Origin of the sequence: Pseudorhodobacter sp. (genome assembly GCF_030452865.1) — a bacterium.
Classification (GTDB): domain Bacteria; phylum Pseudomonadota; class Alphaproteobacteria; order Rhodobacterales; family Rhodobacteraceae; genus Pseudorhodobacter.
Map to the genome: position 1 here is coordinate 1 of NZ_JAKDLJ010000497.1, position 2,283 is coordinate 2,283.

Below are 2,283 nucleotides of genomic sequence, written 5' to 3' on the forward strand. Positions count from 1 at the left end.
GAGCGGCATGGGAGGGCAGGAATGCGAGCAAGTGCAAAACTCTCCCGTCCTTGCACGCGTCAGGTGCGCCGGTGATGCTGATCCGCAACAACATGCGACAGGTTTTCGATCTGGTAGTCCGCATTGAGGTATTCCGGCGTGGCCGGATCTGTGCCAATCTGGGCATCCAGTCCAACAAAAATCACCGGCGACAATGATGTTGCCTAAATCAACGGTGCCAAGGCCCAAGCCGAATACGACGATACCGCCTATGCGCGCCACGCCTCCACCCTGCGGGACCGCGTTTCCGCGCGACCGCCGTTTTCCAAACATGAGGACATTATGACCGTTCGCTTTGCAATCCTTGGCGCGGGCCGCATCGGCCAGGTTCACGCCCGCGCTGTTGCTTCCACTGCCGGCGCAACCCTCGTCGCCATCGCAGATCCGATTGCCGAAAACGCGCAGAAGGTGGCCGGGCTATATGGTTGCGGCATCCGAACGATTGAAGCGATCCGCGACAGCGCCGATGTCGATGCCGTAGCGATTTGCACGCCGACCGACACCCACGCCGATCTGATCGAGCAGTTCGCGCGCGCTGGCAAAGCGGTCTTTTGCGAAAAGCCGGTTGATCTGAGCGCCGCGCGGGTGCGCGATTGCCTCAAGACGGTTGAAGCGGCGGGGGCGACGCTGATGGTCGGTTTCCAGCGCCGCTTTGACCCCGACTTCATGGCATTGAAACAGGCAATCGACGACGGCGCCATCGGCGAGGTTGAGATGATCACCCTGACCAGCCGCGACCCCGGCGCACCGCCTGTCGATTATATCAAACGCTCTGGCGGGATTTTCCGCGACATGACGATCCATGATTTCGACGTGGCGCGTTGGCTGTTGGCCGAGGAAATCGCCACGGTTCAGGCGGCAGCTTCGGTGTTGACCGATCCTGCGATCAAGGCTTTGGGTGATTACGACAGCGTCAATGTCATCCTGACCACCGCGAGCGGCAAGCATTGCACCATCAACAACTCGCGCCGCGCCACTTATGGTTATGACCAGCGCATCGAGGTGCATGGCTCCAAAGGCTCGGTCAGCGCCGAAAACCACCGTATGTCGCGGATTGAGATTGCAAATGGCAACGGCTACACCCGGCCGCCGCTTCTGAATTTCTTCATGACACGCTATATCACCGCCTATGCCAACGAAATTGCGGCCTTCGTTGCAGCGGTGGCAAGCGGCGCGCCGACCCCGACGACTGGATATGACGGGTTGAAGGCGCTTGAATTGGCGGATGCAGCACTGAAATCTGCTCAAACCGGTAACATGGTTAAACTCATGTAGCTTTCACCCTCTGCAACAGGCCCACATCTATATGAAAACCCTTGACCTGATCACCATTGGCCGCAGTTCCGTCGATCTTTACGGCGCGCAGATCGGTGGACGGTTGGAAGACATGCGCTCCTTCGACAAGTATATCGGCGGCAGCCCGACCAATATCGCTTGTGGGACGGCGCGACTGGGCCTGAAATCGGCTGTCATCACCGCCGTCGGGGATGAGCATATGGGACGTTTTATCCGAGAGGAATTGACCCGTGAAGGGGTCGACACGCGCGGCGTGAAAACCGATCCGACCCGGCTGACGGCGCTGGTGTTGTTGGGAATACGCGATCAGCACCAGTTCCCGCTGATCTTTTACCGCGAAAACTGTGCCGATATGGGCCTGCCAGTGGATGACATTGACCCCGGTTTTATCGCGCAGGCGCGGGCTGTGGTGGCAACCGGCACGCATTTAAGCAACCCACGGGTTGCTGCGGCCACGATCAAGGCGTTGACGATCGCGCGCGCGGAGGGGATGCAAACCGCGCTGGACATTGATTATCGCCCGAATCTGTGGGGTGTCGCGGGGCATGGCGACGGTGAAAGCCGCTTTGTCGAAAGTGCCAATGTTACCGCGACATTGCAGGCAAGTTTGCATTTCTTTGATCTGATCGTTGGCACAGAGGAGGAGTTTCATATCGCGGGTGGCAGCACCGATACGGTGGCGGCTTTGCGCGCGGTGCGGGCGGTCTCAACGGCAACGCTGGTGTGCAAGCGCGGTGCTGCGGGTGCAGTTGCTTTTACTGGCACAATTCCCGATACGCTGGACCAAGGCGAGGCTGGCCCCGGTTTTCCGATTGAGGTGTTCAATGTGCTGGGCGCGGGTGACGGGTTTATGTCAGGCTTGCTCAAAGGTTGGCTGGATGGGGAGGATTGGCCGACCTCGCTGAAATATGCCAATGCCTGCGGGGCTTTTGCCGTTAGCCGACATGG

General features: G+C 59.4%; 2 protein-coding genes and 1 pseudogene. All 3 read left to right on the forward strand.

Annotated features, from left to right (window positions below; genetic code table 11):
- Window positions 1–197 (forward strand): annotated as a pseudogene (locus L0H65_RS18590) (hypothetical protein); the annotation flags it as partial.
- A gap of 124 nt (window positions 198–321) precedes the next feature.
- Window positions 322–1,314, forward strand: a complete 993-nt coding sequence (gene iolG, locus L0H65_RS18595) for an inositol 2-dehydrogenase (protein ID WP_301460689.1) — start codon at window positions 322–324, stop codon at window positions 1,312–1,314.
- Between the two features lie 31 nt (window positions 1,315–1,345).
- On the forward strand, window positions 1,346–2,283 hold a 938-nt coding region (gene iolC / locus L0H65_RS18600), incomplete at its 3' end, for a 5-dehydro-2-deoxygluconokinase (RefSeq protein ID WP_301460690.1).

What these genes read in the sequence shown, in the direction of transcription:
- iolG (WP_301460689.1), top strand. Translation starts at nt 322, where the DNA reads ATGACCGTTCGCTTTGCAATCCTTGGCGCGGGCCGCATCGGCCAGGTT.